This window comes from Paenibacillus taichungensis (assembly GCF_047302525.1).
Lineage (GTDB): Bacteria > Bacillota > Bacilli > Paenibacillales > Paenibacillaceae > Paenibacillus > Paenibacillus taichungensis_B.
Genome location: NZ_CP168020.1, coordinates 3,907,477 through 3,926,128 on the forward strand (window position 1 = coordinate 3,907,477; position 18,652 = coordinate 3,926,128).

An 18,652-nucleotide genomic window follows, 5' to 3' on the forward strand; every position below is an offset into this window, starting at 1 on the left:
TGCTTAATTGATTTAAGTGCTACTGAACCTCATTAATTCATGTCATTAACAGGCTCTATCTTAGGAGTTCACATAAAAAAAGGGACAGACAACGCTGTAACACGTTATCCATCCCTTCTTGATTTACGTATAATGCCGGACGAATCCGAAGCTTAGACGATATTAGCGGGAAATGATGTGGATCGGGTGACCCATAACCAGTTCCGCAGCTTCCATCACGATTTCGCCCAAAGTAGGGTGAGCGTGAATAGTCAGCGCCAAATCTTCCAAAGTAGCACCCATTTCAATTGCGAGGCCAAGCTCAGCAATCAGGTTGGAAGCTTCCAGACCTACGATTTGGGTACCCAGTACAAGACCTGTTTCTTCGTCAGCTACGATTTTCACGAAGCCTTCAGCGTGGTTCAAAGATACAGCACGGCCATTACCCGCATAAGGGAATTTGCCAGCTTTTACTTTGTAGCCTTTTTCTTTAGCTTCTTTCTCAGTGTAACCTACGCTAGAGCACTCAGGATCTGTGAACACAACTGCCGGCATACATTTGTAGTCAACTACAGATGGTTGCCCTGCGATCGCTTCAGCAGCCACTTTACCTTCATAAGAAGCTTTGTGGGCAAGTGCCAGACCAGATACAATATCACCGATTGCAAAGATGTGAGGAATGCTAGTACGGCCTTGGTGATCAACTTTAACGAATCCACGCTCGTCAACGTCTACGCCAATCAGGTCCAGACCAAGCTCTCCGTCTGTATTTGGACGACGTCCAACAGTAACGAGCAGATAATCTGCAGTTACTTCTTTGGATTCACCATTTACAGAATATTTAACAGTTACATCTTTATCCGTTTGCTCAGCACTTTCAGCTTTTGCACCCGTTACGATTTCGATGCCTGTTTTCTTCATGTTTTTAGCTACGAGGCTAGTCATGTCTTTATCGAAACCTGGCAGTACAGTATCCAAACCTTCGATGATTGTTACTTTAGCACCGAATTTGGAGTACATTTGACCAAGCTCAGCACCGATATAACCGCCACCGATAACGATCATGCTTTTTGGAACTTCAGGCAAGTTCAGAGCTTCTGTTGAAGACAGAATGCGTCCGCCAAACGGGAAAGGTTTCAGCTCGATTGGACGGGAACCTGTTGCAATGATTGCATTTTTGAATTTGTAACGTGGAGACTCGTGATCATTGAATACACGAGCTTCGTTTTCGTTGATGAACATGCACTCACCGTTGAAAACTTCAACTTTGTTGCCTTTGAGCAAACCAGCTACGCCGCCAGTCATTTTCTTAACAACGCCGTTTTTGAATTCTTGAGTTTTGCTGAAGTCCACTTTTACGTTCTCAGCAGAGATACCAAAAGCTTCGCCGTGCAATGCAGACTCATATTGGTGTGCAGCCGAGATCAGGGCTTTGGATGGAATACATCCGCGGTTCAAACAAACGCCACCTAGTTCGGATTTGTCTACGATCAATACGCTTTGGCCCAGTTGAGCAGCACGGATGGCAGCTACATAGCCACCAGGACCCGCACCAATTACTAATGTGTCGATATTGAGAGAAGCGTCGCCTACTACCATATCTTACACCTCCATAACAAGCAGCTCAGGGTTAGCGAGCAGCTGTTTAATGTAGTTCATAAAGTTTTGTGCTGTTGCGCCATCGATGATACGGTGGTCAAAGCTCAGGGAAAGAGCCATTACAGGTGCTGCAACAACTTCGCCATTTTTGATAACGGCTTTTTCGCTTATGCGTCCAGTTCCGAGAATTGCAACTTCAGGGAAGTTGATGATCGGAGTGAAGAACATACCGCCAGCAGAACCGATGTTACTGATGGAGATAGTGCTTCCTCTCATTTCGTTCGCGCTCAATTTGCCGTCGCGGCCACGAGCTGCCAGATCACGAATGGAATCAGCGATCATCCAGATGGATTTACGGTCAGCATCTTTGATAACAGGAACGATCAAGCCGTTGTCTGTATCTGTAGCGATACCGATGTTGTAGTATTTTTTGTATACAATTTCATTAGCTTCTTCATCGATCATAGCGTTCAATGCTGGGAACTCACGGGAAGCTGCAACCAGAGCTTTAACGATGAAAGGCAGATAAGTTACTTTTGTACCTTTTTTCTCAGCGATAGGTTTCATGCGAGTACGGAAAGCAACCAGTTCAGTTACGTCCACTTCGTCCATGATTGTAACGTGAGGTGCTGTGTAAGCCGATTTAACCATCGCATTGGAGATCGCTTTACGGATACCTTTGAATGGTACGCGCTCTTCTTCCACACGTTGATCAGCTGCAGCAGCTGCTGGTGCTGCGGATTTTTTCTCTTCTTGAGCCGGAGCTTCGGAAGATGCCGCTTCGGAAGAACCGCCACCGTTTTTGAAGGATTCAACATCTTCTTTGGTAACTTTACCGTTGTTGCCAGTACCGTTAACTTGAGCGATGTCTACGCCTTGTTCGCGAGCAAATTTACGCACGCTTGGTGTTGCCAGAACGTCTTTGGCAGGTACTGCCGGAACGCTGTTGTTTCCGCCTTCTTTAGCTGCATCCGAGCTGGAAGCTGCTGCGGAAGAACCGCTAGTGTCAGCTCCGCCTTGAGCTGCATCTTTTTCTTGCTCGCCTGCAGGAGCGTCGTCTTGCTCTGGAAGCTCACCTTCAGCGTCGATGATTGCAACAACTTCGCCAACGTGGCAAACTTGGCCATCTTTTGCGAATACTTCTGTTACTGTGCCGTTAACCGGACAAGGTACTTCAACGACCGCTTTGTCATTCTGTACTTCCATGATGATGTCGTCGTCAGTTACTTTGTCACCGACTTTGATGTGCATCTTGATGATTTCGCCTTCGTGAAGGCCTTCGCCCAGTTCAGGGAATTTGTATTCAAATTTAGCCAACTGAAAAACCTCCTTGATTATGTCTCAATCCTGAAAACAACCCTTAACTCCAAGAAACAACCGTTACTGCTAATGCAATAAACTGTTACTCAAGGGGCTAATGGCTGTTTACAGTGCAGCTTGCGCTGCGGTGTTGATCACCATACTGCGCCTTGCGGCATGTCAGATGATTAAATTAGAAATTTACGACTTTGTTAACCGCAGCAACGATACGTGCTGGGTTAGGAAGCCATGTATCTTCGATTTGTGCAAATGGATATACAGTATCCGGACCAGCTACACGCAGAACCGGTGCTTCCAAGTGCAGGATTGCTTTTTCATTGATTTGTGCAATGACTTCAGCTGCAACACCTGCGCTCTTTTGAGCTTCCTGTACAACAATTGCACGGTTTGTTTTCTTAATGGAAGCAACGATAGTATCGATGTCGATCGGGCTAACCGTACGAAGGTCGATAACTTCAACTTTGATTCCTTGTTTTTCGAGCTCTTCTGCTGCTTTCACAGAAGTGTGAACCATCATACCGTAAGTAATGATAGTTACATCAGAACCTTCACGAACAACGTTCGCTTTGCCCAGCTCAACTGTGTAATCTTCTTCAGGTACTTCTGCACGGAATGCATGGTACAAGTTCAAGTGCTCCATGAAGAATACAGGGTCGTTGTCGCGAATAGAAGCGATCATCAGACCTTTTGCATCGTAAGGGTTAGAAGGTACTACCACTTTAATACCCGGAGTTTGCGTAAGCAAACCTTCAAGGGAATCTGTGTGCAATTCTGCCGCTTTTACACCGCCACCGAATGGTGTACGGAATACGATTGGAGAATTATATTTACCGCCGGAGCGGAAACGCATACGAGCTGCTTGAACTACCATTTGGTCAAGGGCTTCGAAGATAAAACCAACGAATTGGATCTCGGCAACCGGACGGAAACCTTGAACACCCAAACCAACAGCCAAACCGCCAATAGCGGACTCAGCGAGTGGAGTATCAAATACACGCTCTTCGCCAAACTCTTTTTGCAGACCTTCCGTTACACGGAAAACGCCGCCTACATTACCTACGTCTTCACCGAAAAGCAGAACGTTAGGATCACGTTTCAACTCAACGCGAAGCGCATCACGGATTGCTTCTTTCATGTTCATTTGTGCCATTTGCTTCATTTCCTCCTTAAACATTGACAGTTCACATTTGAATTCATACATGTATACCGGGACACCGGAACCCGTCCCGGATGTTTATGCTTTATCGGAAAAAACTTATTGGAAATCAGCTTTTTGCTCTTCCAAGTGCTTAGGCGTTTGTTCGAACATGCTGTCGATCAAGCCTGAAATCGTCATTTTCTCGGTTTTTTCCGCTTTTTTGATCTCTTCGTTCACTTTTGCTTTTGCTTCTTCTTTCACACGTGCTGTATCTTCTTCAGTCCACAGACCTTTTTTCTCCAGATATTTAGCAAAACGCGCGATTGGATCTTTAGCATTCCATTCAGCCTCTTCTTCTTTTGTACGATACTTGGAAGCATCGTCAGAAAGGGAGTGAGGACGGAAACGGTAAGTAACTGCTTCGATCAGAGTTGCGCCTTCGCCGTTACGACCACGTTCAGCAGCTTCCTGAACCGCTTTGATAACTGCGAAGATGTCCATACCATCAATTTTAACACCTTTGATACCTGCTGCTACCGCTTTGTGAGCGATGGACAGAGCTGCCGTTTGTTTGGCAAAAGGAGTTGTGATGGCATAACCATTATTTTGTACAAAGAAAATAACAGGCAATTTGTAAACACCAGCGTAGTTCAGACCTTCATAGAAGTCACCTTCTGAAGAACCACCATCACCTGTGTACGTAATTACAACTTGTTTTTGTTTCTTCAATTTGTAACCCATAGCAATACCCATTGCGTGCAGGATTTGTGCACCAATGATGATTTGCGGCATCAATACATTAACGCCATCCGGAATTTGTCCACCATGTTGGTGTCCACGGGAGTACAAGAACGCTTGATAAAGAGGAAGTCCATGCCACACGAGTTGCGGAATGTCACGATAGCCAGGACATACAAAGTCTTCTTTTTCAATTGCAAATTCACTACCAACCATTGTAGCTTCTTGACCAGATACTGGAGCATAGAAACCAAGACGACCTTGACGGCCCAGGTTTACTGCACGGTCATCCCAAGTACGGGTAAATACCATGCGGTACATAATTTCTTTTAATTGATCGTCGGAAAGCTTAGGCATCATGTCTTTGTTAACGATTTCGCCGTCAGGAGACAGCACGGACAGAGCTTCTACATCCTCCGTATATACTTCATAAGGAACCTTGCTCATTTTTTTCTTCACCTCAACAAAAAATTTGAATATCAAGTTCCGCTGTTATAATATTATTATACACCTGTTTCATTGCATACGTCAAAGATATCCGTAATTTTTTTATGTTTCCTTCCGGATTGTATGTATAACAGGGGCTTAATATTGGTATAACAGCATAATACATGTTTGCGTATTTGACCTATCCCCGCACAAGGTTAATCTTACCGTATTGCGCGGTCGAATGCAAAAATTAACCGAGAAAGGTGACGTTTTATGACGGATTCCCGCTATTTGAAACGCACGATTGTGAAGGAAGAGATTGAGAGCCGCTATCTCGGAGAGAAGCGCACACTACGAATTTATCTTCCCCCAGGCTATAACGAATTGTTATCCTACCCTGTCGTTTATTGTCAGGACGGTGAAGAATTTTTCAACTTTGGACGTATCGCCACCACTGCCAACCGCATCATTCTCGACGAGGGAGCCGAACCTTTCATTATAGTAGGAGTTCAGGTTGACGTGTCTGTAAGAACTCAGGAATACGCCCCTTTCGGCGAGCGGTTCAAGGCGTATACCTCATGCTTCGCTGAAGAGATTATTCCCTATGTAGAAGAGAAATATCCTGTGCGCCGCTCTCCGCAGGAACGTGTTCTTGCCGGAGACTCACTGGGTGGCAGCGTTTCGCTTCATCTTGCTCTACTCTATCCAGACCTGTTCACACGTGTCATCAGCTTGTCTGGAGCTTACTACTCTGCTTCCCAGGAAATCTACGCTGCAGCTGAAGATTTGTCCTGGTTATCGATCTGGATGATTGTTGGTTTGCAAGAGACTGCCTTTGAAGCCGACACCGGCACATATGATTTTGTTCAATTAAACCGGGATACCCGTGATTTGCTGGAAAAACGAGGTGCTCTCGTCTCCTATCAGGAGAAAGACGGGCATCACCAATGGGGATTCTGGCAGAACGAGCTGCCGGAAGCATTGCTTTACTTTCTTCAAGAAAATTAATTCGATCATTGAACAGGCGGCTGAAATGCCGCTTTTGTTTCACAATCATATGATACCGCTTACATTAACACTCAAAAAAGAAGCAGGTTTTCATCTGCTTGTCCGTTCCGGCTTCTTCTTTTGTATCACACGTGTCATTCCTAGAAAACATCACCGATTGTTATATCAAAGAATGTTCCTTTTCAATCCGATCTAGCAACACGTCGCAGCCTGCATCTACCAGCCTGTACACTTCTTCAAAATTCCCCGTATAATACGGGTCGGGTACTTCTCGGAGCGTCTCGTCAGGCAGCAGATCCATCATCTTGATAATTTCCACATCCTCACCACCTGTTACACTTCTTACGTTAGCTGCGTTGGAATCATCCATGCATATAATGTAATTAAAATGTGTGAAGTCCGTACTCCCAAATTGTCTTGCCGCCATATTGGCATAAGAAATTTGATATGAATCCAGCAATGCTCGAGTCCCCTCATGCGGAGGTTTGCCAACATGCCAGTCTCCTGTACCTGCTGAGTCTACTGAAATCTGCTGATCAAGTCCTCTTTCACTCACTTTATGACGGAGGACAGCCTCAGCCATCGGTGAGCGGCATATGTTGCCCAAACATACAAACAAAACGTTAATCATGTTATTCCCCCTTACTCAAGGTGCGGTTTAGTGGCGCTGGTGCTGTCTGAGGTTTCACACTCTCCGTTTGTACCAGAGAACGACGGGGCAGCTTCCATTTATAATGAACAGAACACATCCGGAAGAACACAACTGCGGCGAAACATATTAACAGCCCAACGTTCGTTGTAAACCATCCCATACCTATGGCAAAACCAGCTGTAATTGCCCACACGGCATAAATTTCATCGCGCAGTACCAATGGCTTCCTGCCTGCCAGCAGATCACGAATGATCCCTCCGCCTATACCAGTCATCACTGCAGCTACAATAACGGCACTAATGGGATGTCCCATATTGGCCGCGTACAGCGCCCCTTGAATCGCAAAGGCTGCAAGTCCAATCGCATCAAACAACGCTTCTGTCCGCTTCCAGTGACCAATCCACTTAAGAGGTAGTACAAAAGCAATCGCTACAGATATTAGGGCGAGCATAATCAGCATTCCCTGGCTCCACAGCATCGTTACGGGTACACCAATGAGAACATTACGAATGACTCCGCCTCCAAATGCGGTTACGAGTCCCAGTACCAGCACGCCCAAGATATCATATTCCTCTTCCATTGCCACGAAAGCTCCGGACATTGCAAATGCAATGGTACCTATAATGCTGAATACTTCAAAAATGTGCAAGTCCAACCTGTTCAAACCTCACTTTTCAAGTCATCTCCATGTTGCTCTACCCATTGTATCCGCGCATGCTGAAATTGTGCAACCACATTTTGTGGATTATACTGGTTTTGTGAATGATTTTTGCATCATACTAACACTTTAATTAGAAGTGAATTGTTTCTTTATTGATTAGGAAGGATGAAATAGAATGACTAAGAAACGAATTGTTATTTTTACAGGCGGAAACCTCTCTCCTCAATTTCTAAATGAAATCGGTAAGGATGACATCATTATCGCAGCCGATCGTGGGGCGTTATTCTTAATAGAGAACGGAATTCAGCCACATATCGCAGTAGGAGATTTTGATTCCATTACCGAGCAGGAACGGGAGAGTGTACGAGATAACAGCGAACGGATAATCACCTGCGATCCTGTGCATAAGGATTTGACCGATACCGAGATGGCATTTGAAACAGCATTGGAGCTTGAGCCTACTGACATTCTTATGTTGGGCGCAACGGGCACACGCATGGATCATACACTGGCTAACGTACATATTATGGTCCGCGCTATGCAGCATCATATTTCCTGTACTCTGAAGGATGAACACAATTATATGATGCTAACGACCTCCGAAGCTTTTGTGGAAGACCGTGGATATGAGTACATCTCCCTGCTCCCACTTACTAATGAAGTAACAGGTATTACACTGGAAGGTTTCATGTACCCGCTAGATCAAGCTACTATACGTATGGGACAATCTTTGGGGATTAGCAACAAACTGCTCGGAAAGTCTGGCACCGTCTCAATCGATAGTGGGTTATTACTTATTATTCAGAGCAAAGATTAACCTTCCGCCTTACTTATTACGTTTTTGTAACCTATGATTTAGATTAAAAATAATCGTATAAAACAACGAAGACCCTTGATATATCAAGGGTCTTTTCTATGTTTGTAACATTCGAGGTTCGTCAATGATTAATTTTTTGACATTTTTAATGGTATTTTAATAAACAAACCCAAACCGTTGCGGCCCTAGGGATAATCAGGTTCCATCCAATTTCTAGGCTGTTACAAAGCTGTTATACTCGCTCTAGCAACTAAACGAAAACGAATTTTGGAGGTACTCACATGAAAACAAACATCTTTGTCCAAAAGGCCGTAACCGTCGGGTTGTGCGCTACACTAGGTTTTGGAGCTGTATTAATGACTAATGCACCTGTCGCACAGGCAGCAAGCGCTTCTGTATCCACAGGACAACAAATCGTGAACTATGGTAAAACCTTTACAGGAACTCCATATAAATTTGGTGCGTCAACTTCTACAACCAAAAATTTTGACTGCTCTTCTTTTATGAAATACATTTTCAAAAAGTATGGTGTAGACCTGCCACGTACATCCGTTAAGCAATCCCAAGAAGGTGTAGCTGTTTCCAAAGCTAATCTGCAAGTGGGAGATCTGGTCTTCTTCTCCAGCGGTAGTCGCTCTACAGGCTCCAATATTACTCACGTAGGCGTATATGCAGGAGACGGAAAAGTTCTGCACACGTATGGATCGCCAGGTGTTACTCTCTCCGACTTGAACTCGGGGAACTGGAAAAAAACATATATTAAAGCTCGCCGCGTACTGTAGCTCATATTTCAGAAAATAACGAAGCGAGTGGGGCCGGATCTAATGATCCGGTCCTTTTCTATTTACCCAGTGAAGTTCTCTCTCCAATGTGGTAAACAGGAACTATGTTCGGCGAGACGACCTCTTTTATTGGGTATGAAGCATATAACCGATGCCACGAACGGTATGAATTAATTTGATACTCCTCCCCTTATCCACCTTCACCCGTAAATGTTTGATATACACATCCACTACATTGGTATCCATTGCAAAATCATACCCCCATACTTCCCTTAAAATAACGCTCCGGGGACACGCTTCGTTCACATGACGGGCCAGAAACTCCAGCAATTCGTATTCTTTCGGAGTCAATACCAGATATTCGCCTGCACGACTTACACGACGTGAACGCAGATTGACCTTGAGATCATGTACTACAATGACTTCTTCATCTTCCTGTGAAGCATGCGAGAATACACGTAAAAGATTTCGTATTCTGGCCATCATCACATTACCGTGAATAGGTGCTTCCATCACATCATTAGCGCCGTAATCGAGCAATTCCACAATCAATTCAGGCGATATCTTGGGAGTTATCACAAGCAATGGAGATGTGACTCCTATGTGCACGAAAGACTCTAGTCCACTTTTCAGGGTATCTTCATGACATCCTTCATTTATTAATATGATCATATTGAGATTCGTGAGCGTTAGTTCAGAAAGACGGTTCAGATCCGTCCATTCCATTTGCTCAACTTGGTACCCTTCAGCACACAATATGCCTTGAATAAAAGAAACCAGATCGCCCCTGCCAACCAGTAATATGGATGTTTTCATTTTTTCACCCGGCCTGTCTAATACGCTGCTACATTGATTGGTTTCAATTACACTGGGCCCACATCCTTGTGACCACTGTGCATCGCAGCATTGTTGTATGTTTATCATGCCGTAAAATGAAAAAGTCCATTCCCGGAAGGAACGGACTTGGAACATTCATTTATTTTTTCTTCTCTAACCAAAGTAACGATGAACCAGCGTACGCGCCTCTGCCGTGTCTTTTGTTCCATGAACCAGAACGCGACCATCCTGAAAAATGACCATCCTGTGCGCTCCTGTTGTAAAAGAAACCAAAAATGGATTAGCCTCCACTTTGCCTTCATCCAGCTTGCCAAGGCGATCAGCCGTATGCTGTAAATCTAGATTCATTCGCCGGGAAGGACGAATCTGTACCGTATCCCTACCACATAATACGTCTGTTTTTTCCAGGTTTGAGGCAGAGAGGTACGGATAGTTAGCCTTTACTCCGCAGGAAGGACAATCTTCTTTTCGGGCACCGTCGACATTAATGGATATGTATTCATTTCTCCACACATCGAATGATAACAACTTGCGTCTCAGCGCACTTGAATTACCACTAAGTAACTTCATCGCTTCCGCAGTCTGATTAGCCGTAACCATCTGAACCGCCTGAGGGATAATGCCTGACGTATCACAGGTGTCCCCACCTAACGGAACCTCACCCAACAAACAGTTTAAACAAGGCGTTTCTCCAGGCAGAAACGTGTAGGTAATTCCATAACTGCCTACACATCCGCCATAAATCCAGGGGATACGATACTTCTGAGACATATCATTTATTAATAGCCGAGTATCAAAATTATCTGTTGCATCCATAATCAAGTCTGCGTTCTGAACCAATTCCTCAAGTTCGTCCACCCTGACGTCCATCACTTTACCTACAACCTCAACGGTAGAATTAATGTCAGATAGGCGCTTCTTCGCTGCCATCGCTTTGGGCATTCGCTGAATCGCGTCTTGCTCTATATATAACTGCTGTCGCTGTAGGTTGCTCCATTCCACATAATCACGATCTGCAATGGTTATATGGCCAATACCTGAACGTACCAGTGTTTCAGCAATGCCCGTACCAAGCGCGCCCGCTCCAACAATTAATACTTTGCTGTTATTCAATCTATGCTGACCTTCCTTACCGATAGGTGCATACCGTTCCTGTCTGGAATAGCGGTCTCCCTGTTCAGAAGATCGTGTCTGATTAGTCATGTATGAACCATTCCTTCCGCCGGACTACTCGCTGCTGCATAACGCTTAACGGGAATCATGCCTGCCTCATAAGCCAGTCTGCCTGCTTCAACCCCTATTCGCATTGCCTTCGCCATCTTCACCGGATCTCCGGATCCGGAGACAGCCGTATTCAACAATACACCGTTAGCTCCCAGCTCCATCGCATGAGCAGCATCTTTAGGAGCTCGAAGTCCTGCATCCACAATAACAGGAACGACGGCTTGTTCAATAATAATCTCCAGATTATAGGGATTAATAATTCCTCTCCCCGCCCCTATGGGTGAAGCCCCAGGCATAACAGCATGTACGCCGAGTAGTTGCAATCGCTTGGCCAGAATAACATCGTCTGAGATATAAGGCAGTACCGTAAAGCCCTTTTCAAGCAAGATCACGCAAGCTTTATAGGTTTCAATTGGGTCAGGAAGCAATGTGATTCCATCGCCGATAACTTCTACTTTTATCATATCACAAAGTCCTGAAGCCCGAGCTAGTTCAGCGATTCGCACAGCTTCCTCTGCTGTTGCAGCACCCGCTGTATTGGGAAGCAGGGTATACCTTTTCAAGTCCAGTGTGTCCAGAAAGTGCTGTTTGTTCCGATCTTCCAGATTCAAACGCCGAACCGCGAACGTTAATACTTCCGTACCGGAGGCTTCAACCGCCTGGCTCTGCACTTCCAAGTCCGAAAATTTGCCTGTACCCAGCAGCAATCTAGACTCAAACGTATAATTTCCAATCCTCAACATAATTCAACCGCCTCCCACAAAATGTACAATTTCAATTCGGTCTCCGTCTCTTAACGCCGTCGTTTCATGATATTCCCGCGTTAAAATTTGCCGATTCAATTCAACCACGACGGTTTTTACTTGCAAATTAAATGAATGGAGCAATTTATCTACACGATTTAAGCTATCTTCAATTTGCATGGTTTGTCCGTTGACAATGATGTTCACTGCAACATCTCCTTTATGTTCAAACGTTCTGGACAAAGGTCCTGAATCCCCAGTTCTTCCGAGGTTTTGCCACAAATCAAGTCAGCCATAAGGCTGGCTGTAATTGCACTAAGCAATATGCCGTTACGATAATGTCCAAAAGCAGCGAATAAACCCGGAACACTTTCACAAGCCCCTACATAAGGCAATCCATCTGGAGTCGAAGGACGGACACCAGCCCACGCTCGGATAAAATGTGCTTCCTTCATGCCAGGCACCCAGTTTGTTGCAGCTGCAAGCAGCTTCTGAATGCCTTGTACCGAAACTTTCATGTCTGTTCTTCCAGGAAGGCTTGTTGCACCGATCCATACTTCTCCATTGGCTTTGGGAACAATATATATATCCTCTGCATACACCGTTTTGTCTGGCCTGTACCCAGCATGGTGGGGAGAAAACTGCACGGCTGCAATCTCCCCCTTTACTGGTAAAACAGGCGATTTCAGACCCACATGGCTCATCAATTCTTCACCATGTAACCCTGTAGCAATAATGACATTTCTCGATGTCATCGTTCCTATTGAAGTCTCGATCCCTTGCACTCCATTCACATCCGTATGCAAACGGACATCCTGTACACCTTCCATCACCCTTGCACCCATGGCTTGAGCAGATCTGACATAAGCCTGCGTTAAGTTGACAGGAAGAACCTCGCTCTCGGAAGGTCTGTAAAATGCTCCATACGTATCCCTGTTTAACCATGAAGCTTCCTGTTGGACAGCAACACGATCCCACCAAATATGTTCTGTAGATAAGGTAGACGATCGACGATTATTCTTGTAACTGCTGACCTCACTGTATGAACGAAAAGGAGTAATAAATCCATGCTGTTGCAGCCCCATTTCCACTCCGCTAAGCGAACTGATCCGTTCCTTCTGCTCATGAAGCAAAGCTCTGCTCTGCCTTGCAAGCTTTGCCATTACAGCATGAGTGAATTCCTCACTATCAGCAGCAAGCATGCCTGCGGCTGCACAGGAAGTTCCCCCAGCGATCCGCGCCCGTTCAACCAGAAGAACGTCATGGCCTCGAGTAGCGAGTTCACATGCGATGGCACATCCGATAACTCCTCCACCTACAATAATGGTTTCTGCATGAAGCTTGCCTCGAACTTCCGCTCCAACTTTACTTCCCGAAACTATTCCTAGATGATAGCCTGAACGATTCCTGCTTCGACTTCTTGCTTCCTCTCTCAAGATCTCATCTCCTTGGTTCGGCGTACTTTTCTGAATCCGTGATCGCCTGTCGCAATGAAGCGGCAGCCACTTCCGGCTTATCGGTCGTCCAAATCGTTGAAATTACAGCGGCTCCTCTAGCACCAGCAGTTCGAATGGCAGCAATATTTTCAGGTCTTATCCCGCCAATCGCGATCACGGGAATCGAAACATTAGAGCATACCTCAGCCAACGCACTTAGCCCTCTGGGTTCGCAATTCGGTTTACTATTTGAAGCATAGACATGCCCATAAAAGAGATAATCCGCTCCCTGTTCTTCTGCAACTTTTGCTTCTTCCAGAGAATGAACCGATATGCCTACGCGCAGCCGATCGACTCTCCTCAACTCATCCTTATCATAGCTGCGAATAACTGCTTGACCCCAATGCACACCACCAATTGAAGCATGTTGATCCAGCTGATCTGAGACATTCATAATGATTCGGTTAGATGGAACACCTTGTGCTTTCAGACTTTGCGCCCAATACATCTGTTGTTCAAGGGTCAGCTTTTTTTTCCGAATGTGGATATAATCAACCCACTGCCATATATCCTTAGCAATATTTAGAAAAGAGTCTAAGTCTCCTGTAGCTGGTGAAACCACATGCAGTTCGAATGATCTTGTTATTACATGTTCGTGGAAGATTACCGTCCTGTTCGCCCTCCTCTTGCGAGATTAAAACTATATAAAACAACAAAAAAAGCCACTCCCGTAGGGGAGTGGCCACGAATTTAAAATTCATGGATCAACTGAATGACTGTTCATGCAATTTCTCTATACATAACGCATAACAACTATAGAAACCATCCATAGTCGCAACGCTGTATACATAGAACTGCATGATTCATCTTGCAGGCCATATCGCAAAGTCAACGATAAAGCTCTTTGTCATTAGCTGAAACGCGCCACTTCCCTACGCTGGTATGATCCAGATCAGGTACAAAGGGTCCGGAATCGCATTCTTCCATCTCAGCCGCATCGTGCGGCCCCCCTAGTGTTCATATGAAGCTGTAGCCTATGTTACCATAGACACCTTTTTTTGTCACCGTACATTTCCATTTATTACGTGCTACATCCATTGTTAATGACAATGTAGTTATCAAAGTTGCTGTTCTGGTGCAAAGAATGGTTCGAAGAAACTATTGTTTATCGGACCAAGCTTCAACATCCCACGTTTTGGTAACCCAACCTTCATAAAATTCAGGTTCATGGGATACGAGCAGCACGGTACCCTTGAATTCTTGCAAGGCACGTTTTAGCTCTGCTTTGGCCGTCACATCCAAATGGTTTGTAGGCTCATCGAACAAAATCCAGTTACTTTCACGCATCAGAAGCTTACATAAACGAACCTTGGCTTGTTCACCACCACTAAGCGCGTTAAGCGGGCGGGTGATATGCTCATTTTTTAATCCACAACGTGCGAGATGGCCCCGGACTTCATTCTGTGTCAGATGAGAAAATTCATTCCACACATCTTCGATCGGGGTAATATTACCTGCACGTACTTCCTGTTCGAAATAGGCTGTTTCCAGATAGTCCCCCAAGAAAGTCTTACCGCTAATTGGTGGGATTTTCCCCAAGATAGTCTTGAGAAGTGTGGATTTACCTACACCGTTACATCCAACAATGGCAATTTTCTCGCCACGCTCAATCGTCATCGTCATTTTAGGCAATAATGCATATGAATATCCGATTTCAAAATCAATACCCTCAAAGACGGTTTTACTACTCGCCCGGGCATCCTTGAATTTGAATGTGGGTTTGGCCGCTTCGTCTGGACGATCAATCCGTTCAATCTTGCCGAGCTGCTTCTCACGGCTCTTGGCACGACCGGAAGTGGAAGCGCGGGCTTTGTTCCGCTGAATGAAATCTTCCTGCTTCTTGATAAACTCCTGCTGTTTCTCATAAGCATCAATATGTTGCGCCTTATTCATGTCGGCCATTTCAAGGAATTTGTTATAGTTCGCTGCATAACGCGTCAACTTGGCAAATTCCAGATGATAAATAACGTTAACGACCTCATTCATAAACTCTGTATCATGCGAAATCAGAATAAACGCATACGGGTAATCCTTCAGGTAACGCGTCAGCCATTCAATGTGTTCCACATCGAGATAGTTCGTCGGCTCATCCAACAAAAGAGCTGTGGGTTTCTCCAGTAAAAGCTTGGCAAGCAATACCTTCGTACGCTGACCACCACTAAGCGCGGCCACATCACGATCCAAACCGATGGCGGACAAGCCAAGTCCATTTGCCATCTCTTCCACTTTCACATCAATCAGATAAAAATCACCTTGCTCCAATTGCTCCTGAATGTCACCCATTTCTTCCAGCAACAATTCGAGCTTGTCCGGATCGGCGTCTGCCATCTGATCCGTGATGGACATCATTTCTTTTTCCAACTCAAGCAAGGGCAGGAACGCATCCTTAAGCACATCACGAATCGTTTTTCCAGGCGTGAGCTTGGTATGCTGATCCAGATATCCATAACGAACTTTGGGGGTCCATTCGACCTTCCCTTCGTCCTTTAACAATTTCCCGGTAAGGATGTTCATCAGTGTGGACTTACCCACACCATTTGCACCAACAAGACCTACACGCTCTCCGGCAAGTAAACGAAAAGATACATTTTTAAATAACGTGCGGTCTCCAAAATTGTGACTCACGTTCTCTACTGACAATAAACTCATAAGATGAGGTTGCTCCTATCTATTGGACATTACTATCGTTCCGAAACCCTATTTTAGCACAGGTGTCGCCTTTTCTGAAAGTAATGTAAACATCTCATGCAACCTCGCTTTTATATTACAAACAAACTGCCTTTAATTTATGGAACAGTTATACTCAAAATAACCTTGTGCTGCCGCTTGTTTGGCATTTGTAAACACTTCTTCGGCTCTGTAACCATTTCTACATGTGGAAGGGTAATAGTATTTAATTCCATTTACCGGATCAACTCCGCCAACGATCGCTGTTTTCTTCACCAGTCTGCCACCACCAATGGCATAATTGTTAATCTTTTGGTTACCTACAGGTATTCCCTGAATAAACGCCATCAGCCCCGTATCATTAATCGAATTGTACCAATCTTCCTGAGAAATCAAAGGCATGGTAAAGGTGTAGGAAACACCATTCCTTCTGGCAAACTCATTATGCCGGTTAATAACATCTGCCAAATCTTCCTGCACACTTGTCACGATCCGACTTCGTCTGATCTGCTCAAACGTCTCTGCATTCTGAAGCAGAGGGATTTGTGTGCTGGAGGCCAGTTCTTTCTGGAAACCCTCAACCCACATGCCCAAGCCTGCATCATAGGCATACACATACCCATCAAGTGTGAAGTTAATACTGCTACCATTTGAATCAGAATATGTATAGGGCTTTTTGGGACTCCAAACCTGCCGGAATGAATCTTCAAGATCACCAGTCATCTCTGTTTCGTTCGCCAAAATATAGTAACCATCATAATCCAGCACGACCATTGCAGGAATGTAATTAAACATGGCCCGTATTGCAGCAGGATCATCCTGAATCCCCATATTTAGAGCCATTGTTTGGGTAAACGTAGTTAAGGCAAGCTCTTTGTCCGCTTTTACAAATTTGGTCGAATCATACCCTGCTTCATCGTTTTGCTTCTCATTTTGATGCATCACGGCCCCTGCATCCAGTACAGCCGTCTGAAGTGCCATCTTATATCGATTGCTTAAATATTGTGCCTCTTGGGCATTGTCTGTATTGTGAGAAATAACCCAGAATATAGGTAAAAAGATAAGCACAAACACAATAGAAAGATCAGTAATCTTCATTGAGCACCATACCCCCATATGTGGTAAACACGGCTGCAGCCTGCGCAGACCCGTTCAACCACTCACGAATCAACATGGCAGGTGTGCGATTGGTATTTTTGACGGTTACTGTGAAGAAATCCCCCATTGCCAGTGTATATCTGCGCCCAGGATCGTCTAAAGCTAGCACACCGGACGAAGGAAACAGCTTTGCTTTAATTTGGGCTGAATAATATCCATCTTGCACAGTTTCATAGGTACCAGAGAATGTGCTTTGATCCATCGGATCTGAGTAATGAGGAACATATTTTTTGTGCAAATGCTCCATGGAAATCTCATAGGCGTTCCCCGTTCGGGCCATCTGTTCTTCGAACTCTGCATACATGGCAGGGGAAATGTATCCCTTTGTTCTGACCGCATCAACAAAACGGGTAACCGTCTGAACAACGGTCATACGTGCCATGTCATCCTGTCGATCAGCAGTCTCTGCTGCCGGGTATACATAAAGTAAAATCACTGCCAGCAAAACAGCAAGCAGCTTGGATGCAGCATTAATCAAGGGGTACTGGCCTCCTTCCAAAATGCAATCTTCAGCAGTTCGCCAGCCTCACTTCTTATGAACTCGGGTCTATACGAAGCAGCAAGCTGGACAGGTATGGTTCCTCTTCTGTTTACAAGGGGATCAATGACATATGCATTCCCGTTCACCTCCACACTGACCGCTGTTCCTGTCATTTGCCTCACAGTGTGTAAGACTTCAGCACCACTATAACGGATTGGCTCGCTTATACGCAGAGTGGTATTCAGCCGTCCTTCCATGTCTTCTGTCGTCTGCACCAAATGATTCAAAGCGTCTGATAGAACCCTAACATTCTGCTGCCCGTACAGGCAGGCTGTCACAAATAGGACAACCGCCGTACAGAACAACATGAGCTGCTGTGTATTCTGGGACATGTTAAACCAACTCCTGTCAGGATTGCTGGAAAATAAGCCCTCTTACCACATTGGATCTGTCTTTTACGATAATTGCTTTGAATTTACCACTTGGATTGACATATTGGTTGTCTTTTTCACTCATAGTTTGATTAATAATGCCTACTTTATCATCTGGAGAAATAACTGAACCGTAATCTGCGTTATTGAGATCCTGGGATATATTCAACTGATTGCCATACCATTGACCTCCCTTGTTTTTACCTGTAATAACTTGAATACCGAACTGATCCTTGTCCGCATATTTACGCAACGCGTTTGTGACCTGTGATCCGCTAATGGTTGTTCCGTCATAAACTGTAAATGCAGCTTGGGACAACTCGGTCTGGATATCGGCAAAATTGTTCTGTGCCGTTTTGGTCGCCTCCTGAGCCGAAATAAACAATAGAACCACAATCGTAATAAGGGCGATGGTCAGAAAGATGCCGGCTGCCACCTTTAAAGCGCTTGATGCATTGTTCATGATAAATCCTCCTATATCGTTTTTAATTT

Annotated in this window: 20 protein-coding genes and 1 riboswitch; of the genes, 3 read left to right on the plus strand and 17 right to left on the minus strand. The window is 45.0% G+C overall.

The genetic code is table 11. The annotated features are described in order from the left end of the window. Nucleotides 1-162: 162 nt before the first annotated feature. The 4 genes from lpdA to pdhA form a co-directional block, all read right to left on the minus strand. A complete protein-coding gene (gene lpdA, locus ACDJ58_RS17350) occupies nucleotides 163-1,578 on the minus strand; it encodes a dihydrolipoyl dehydrogenase (RefSeq protein WP_063562829.1) in 1,416 nt (471 codons plus the stop codon). A 3-nt stretch (nucleotides 1,579-1,581) separates the two neighbouring features. Next, nucleotides 1,582-2,895 (minus strand): dihydrolipoamide acetyltransferase family protein, encoded by a 1,314-nt coding sequence (locus ACDJ58_RS17355; protein WP_413372125.1) that lies wholly within the window; start codon nucleotides 2,893-2,895, stop codon nucleotides 1,582-1,584. Nucleotides 2,896-3,070: 175 nt separating this feature from the next. Continuing rightward, nucleotides 3,071-4,048, minus strand: a complete 978-nt coding sequence (locus tag ACDJ58_RS17360) for an alpha-ketoacid dehydrogenase subunit beta (protein ID WP_062325380.1) — start codon at nucleotides 4,046-4,048, stop codon at nucleotides 3,071-3,073. Nucleotides 4,049-4,153: 105 nt separating this feature from the next. After that, nucleotides 4,154-5,221 carry a pyruvate dehydrogenase (acetyl-transferring) E1 component subunit alpha gene (pdhA, locus tag ACDJ58_RS17365; protein WP_053780908.1) on the minus strand — a complete coding sequence of 356 codons (1,068 nt, stop codon included), beginning with the start codon at nucleotides 5,219-5,221 and terminating at the stop codon, nucleotides 4,154-4,156. A gap of 255 nt (nucleotides 5,222-5,476) precedes the next feature. Between pdhA and ACDJ58_RS17370 the strand changes: the two genes are divergently transcribed. Next, nucleotides 5,477-6,211: an alpha/beta hydrolase gene (locus tag ACDJ58_RS17370; protein WP_413372126.1), complete on the plus strand. Its 735-nt coding sequence runs from the start codon at nucleotides 5,477-5,479 to the stop codon at nucleotides 6,209-6,211. A 160-nt stretch (nucleotides 6,212-6,371) separates the two neighbouring features. Here the strand turns inward: ACDJ58_RS17370 and ACDJ58_RS17375 are convergent, their stop codons facing one another. Both ACDJ58_RS17375 and ACDJ58_RS17380 read right to left on the minus strand, forming a co-directional pair. After that, entirely contained in the window at nucleotides 6,372-6,842 is a 471-nt protein-coding gene (locus tag ACDJ58_RS17375; RefSeq protein WP_413372127.1) for a low molecular weight protein-tyrosine-phosphatase, read from the minus strand. 1 nt (nucleotide 6,843) lies between these two features. Beyond that, nucleotides 6,844-7,512, minus strand: a complete 669-nt coding sequence (locus ACDJ58_RS17380) for a trimeric intracellular cation channel family protein (protein ID WP_063563197.1) — start codon at nucleotides 7,510-7,512, stop codon at nucleotides 6,844-6,846. Nucleotides 7,513-7,699: 187 nt separating this feature from the next. Here ACDJ58_RS17380 and ACDJ58_RS17385 point away from each other — a divergent pair, with 187 nt between their 5' ends. After that, nucleotides 7,700-8,341 carry a thiamine diphosphokinase gene (locus ACDJ58_RS17385; protein WP_413372129.1) on the plus strand — a complete coding sequence of 214 codons (642 nt, stop codon included), beginning with the start codon at nucleotides 7,700-7,702 and terminating at the stop codon, nucleotides 8,339-8,341. Nucleotides 8,342-8,622: 281 nt separating this feature from the next. After that, nucleotides 8,623-9,123 (plus strand): C40 family peptidase, encoded by a 501-nt coding sequence (locus ACDJ58_RS17390; RefSeq protein ID WP_053780904.1) that lies wholly within the window; start codon nucleotides 8,623-8,625, stop codon nucleotides 9,121-9,123. A gap of 126 nt (nucleotides 9,124-9,249) precedes the next feature. Here the strand turns inward: ACDJ58_RS17390 and ACDJ58_RS17395 are convergent, their stop codons facing one another. The 11 genes from ACDJ58_RS17395 to ACDJ58_RS17445 all read right to left on the minus strand — a co-directional run bounded on the left by ACDJ58_RS17395 (nucleotide 9,250) and on the right by ACDJ58_RS17445 (nucleotide 18,623). After that, a complete protein-coding gene (locus ACDJ58_RS17395) occupies nucleotides 9,250-9,702 on the minus strand; it encodes a winged helix-turn-helix domain-containing protein (protein ID WP_413379718.1) in 453 nt (150 codons plus the stop codon). A 411-nt stretch (nucleotides 9,703-10,113) separates the two neighbouring features. Then, entirely contained in the window at nucleotides 10,114-11,163 is a 1,050-nt protein-coding gene (locus ACDJ58_RS17400) for a MoeB/ThiF family adenylyltransferase (RefSeq protein ID WP_413372130.1), read from the minus strand. After that, nucleotides 11,160-11,927, minus strand: a complete 768-nt coding sequence (locus ACDJ58_RS17405; RefSeq protein WP_413372132.1) for a thiazole synthase — start codon at nucleotides 11,925-11,927, stop codon at nucleotides 11,160-11,162. Before ACDJ58_RS17405 ends, ACDJ58_RS17400 begins: the two co-directional genes overlap by 4 nt. Nucleotides 11,928-11,930: 3 nt before the next feature. Beyond that, nucleotides 11,931-12,134 (minus strand): sulfur carrier protein ThiS, encoded by a 204-nt coding sequence (gene thiS, locus ACDJ58_RS17410; RefSeq protein WP_063562837.1) that lies wholly within the window; start codon nucleotides 12,132-12,134, stop codon nucleotides 11,931-11,933. Continuing rightward, complete coding sequence (gene thiO / locus ACDJ58_RS17415) at nucleotides 12,131-13,363, minus strand: glycine oxidase ThiO (protein ID WP_413372133.1); 1,233 nt, start codon at nucleotides 13,361-13,363, stop codon at nucleotides 12,131-12,133. Before thiO ends, thiS begins: the two co-directional genes overlap by 4 nt. A 4-nt stretch (nucleotides 13,364-13,367) precedes the next feature. Continuing rightward, on the minus strand, nucleotides 13,368-13,985 hold the full coding sequence (locus ACDJ58_RS17420) for a thiamine phosphate synthase (protein ID WP_413372134.1): 618 nt from the start codon (nucleotides 13,983-13,985) through the stop codon (nucleotides 13,368-13,370). A 290-nt stretch (nucleotides 13,986-14,275) separates the two neighbouring features. Continuing rightward, a riboswitch (TPP riboswitch) is annotated at nucleotides 14,276-14,385 on the minus strand. Between the two features lie 136 nt (nucleotides 14,386-14,521). After that, a complete protein-coding gene (locus tag ACDJ58_RS17425) occupies nucleotides 14,522-16,072 on the minus strand; it encodes an ABC-F family ATP-binding cassette domain-containing protein (RefSeq protein ID WP_063562839.1) in 1,551 nt (516 codons plus the stop codon). Nucleotides 16,073-16,204: 132 nt separating this feature from the next. Continuing rightward, nucleotides 16,205-17,188 carry a hypothetical protein gene (locus tag ACDJ58_RS17430; RefSeq protein WP_413372135.1) on the minus strand — a complete coding sequence of 328 codons (984 nt, stop codon included), beginning with the start codon at nucleotides 17,186-17,188 and terminating at the stop codon, nucleotides 16,205-16,207. Next, entirely contained in the window at nucleotides 17,175-17,726 is a 552-nt protein-coding gene (locus ACDJ58_RS17435) for a hypothetical protein (protein WP_413372136.1), read from the minus strand. The genes ACDJ58_RS17430 and ACDJ58_RS17435 overlap by 14 nt, the downstream gene beginning before the upstream one ends. Further along, nucleotides 17,723-18,121: a hypothetical protein gene (locus tag ACDJ58_RS17440; RefSeq protein WP_413372138.1), complete on the minus strand. Its 399-nt coding sequence runs from the start codon at nucleotides 18,119-18,121 to the stop codon at nucleotides 17,723-17,725. Before ACDJ58_RS17440 ends, ACDJ58_RS17435 begins: the two co-directional genes overlap by 4 nt. Nucleotides 18,122-18,137: 16 nt before the next feature. Further along, nucleotides 18,138-18,623 (minus strand): hypothetical protein, encoded by a 486-nt coding sequence (locus tag ACDJ58_RS17445; RefSeq protein WP_063562843.1) that lies wholly within the window; start codon nucleotides 18,621-18,623, stop codon nucleotides 18,138-18,140. Nucleotides 18,624-18,652: the final 29 nt, after the last annotated feature.

Coding starts and splice junctions, on each gene's coding strand:
- ACDJ58_RS17405 (WP_413372132.1), bottom strand. CDS start 11,927: ATGTTGAGGATTGGAAATTATACGTTTGAGTCTAGATTGCTGCTGGGT.
- ACDJ58_RS17390 (WP_053780904.1), top strand. CDS start 8,623: ATGAAAACAAACATCTTTGTCCAAAAGGCCGTAACCGTCGGGTTGTGC.
- ACDJ58_RS17440 (WP_413372138.1), bottom strand. CDS start 18,121: ATGTCCCAGAATACACAGCAGCTCATGTTGTTCTGTACGGCGGTTGTC.
- ACDJ58_RS17375 (WP_413372127.1), bottom strand. CDS start 6,842: ATGATTAACGTTTTGTTTGTATGTTTGGGCAACATATGCCGCTCACCG.
- lpdA (WP_063562829.1), bottom strand. CDS start 1,578: ATGGTAGTAGGCGACGCTTCTCTCAATATCGACACATTAGTAATTGGT.
- ACDJ58_RS17430 (WP_413372135.1), bottom strand. CDS start 17,188: ATGAAGATTACTGATCTTTCTATTGTGTTTGTGCTTATCTTTTTACCT.
- ACDJ58_RS17385 (WP_413372129.1), top strand. CDS start 7,700: ATGACTAAGAAACGAATTGTTATTTTTACAGGCGGAAACCTCTCTCCT.
- pdhA (WP_053780908.1), bottom strand. CDS start 5,221: ATGAGCAAGGTTCCTTATGAAGTATATACGGAGGATGTAGAAGCTCTG.
- ACDJ58_RS17360 (WP_062325380.1), bottom strand. CDS start 4,048: ATGGCACAAATGAACATGAAAGAAGCAATCCGTGATGCGCTTCGCGTT.
- ACDJ58_RS17370 (WP_413372126.1), top strand. CDS start 5,477: ATGACGGATTCCCGCTATTTGAAACGCACGATTGTGAAGGAAGAGATT.
- ACDJ58_RS17425 (WP_063562839.1), bottom strand. CDS start 16,072: ATGAGTTTATTGTCAGTAGAGAACGTGAGTCACAATTTTGGAGACCGC.
- ACDJ58_RS17400 (WP_413372130.1), bottom strand. CDS start 11,163: ATGACTAATCAGACACGATCTTCTGAACAGGGAGACCGCTATTCCAGA.
- ACDJ58_RS17445 (WP_063562843.1), bottom strand. CDS start 18,623: ATGAACAATGCATCAAGCGCTTTAAAGGTGGCAGCCGGCATCTTTCTG.